Below are 519 nucleotides of genomic sequence, written 5' to 3' on the forward strand. Positions count from 1 at the left end.
CTGACAACATCGTCAAGGGTATCGATGCTTCGTTGTGGGGCATGTTGTTCGTGTCGCTGTTCATTATCGCCATCTACCGCTTCTTCGGTGTGATCGCGACGGTGGCCCTGGCGGTGAACATGGTGCTGCTGCTGGCGCTGATGTCGTTGCTGGGCGCGACCCTGACCTTGCCGGGTATTGCCGGTATCGTATTGACGATGGGTATGGCGGTCGATGCCAACGTGCTGATCTTCTCGCGTATTCGTGAGGAAATCGCCGCGGGCATGTCGGTTCAGCGAGCCATCAATGAAGGCTTCAGTCGTGCGTTTACGGCGATTGTCGACTCCAACCTGACAACACTGTTGGTCGGCGGGATTCTCTTTGCCATGGGTACCGGGCCGGTTAAAGGCTTTGCGGTGACCATGTCCCTCGGGATCTTTACCTCGATGTTCACGGCCATCATGGTGACCCGCGCAATGGTCAACCTGATCTACGGCGGTCGGGACTTCAAGAAGTTGTGGATTTAAGGGGCTGCCATGT

1 protein-coding gene is annotated in these 519 nt (G+C 56.6%); it reads left to right on the forward strand.

Annotated elements, in window-relative coordinates; translation table 11 throughout:
* Positions 1 to 506 (forward strand): SecD/SecF family protein translocase subunit (locus TU76_RS24350; RefSeq protein WP_048352715.1); only part of this gene is annotated, 506 nt, incomplete at its 5' end.
* Between the last annotated feature and the right edge of the window lie 13 nt (positions 507 to 519).

The sequence above is a fragment of the Pseudomonas psychrophila genome, assembly GCF_001043005.1.
Taxonomy (GTDB): domain Bacteria; phylum Pseudomonadota; class Gammaproteobacteria; order Pseudomonadales; family Pseudomonadaceae; genus Aquipseudomonas; species Aquipseudomonas psychrophila.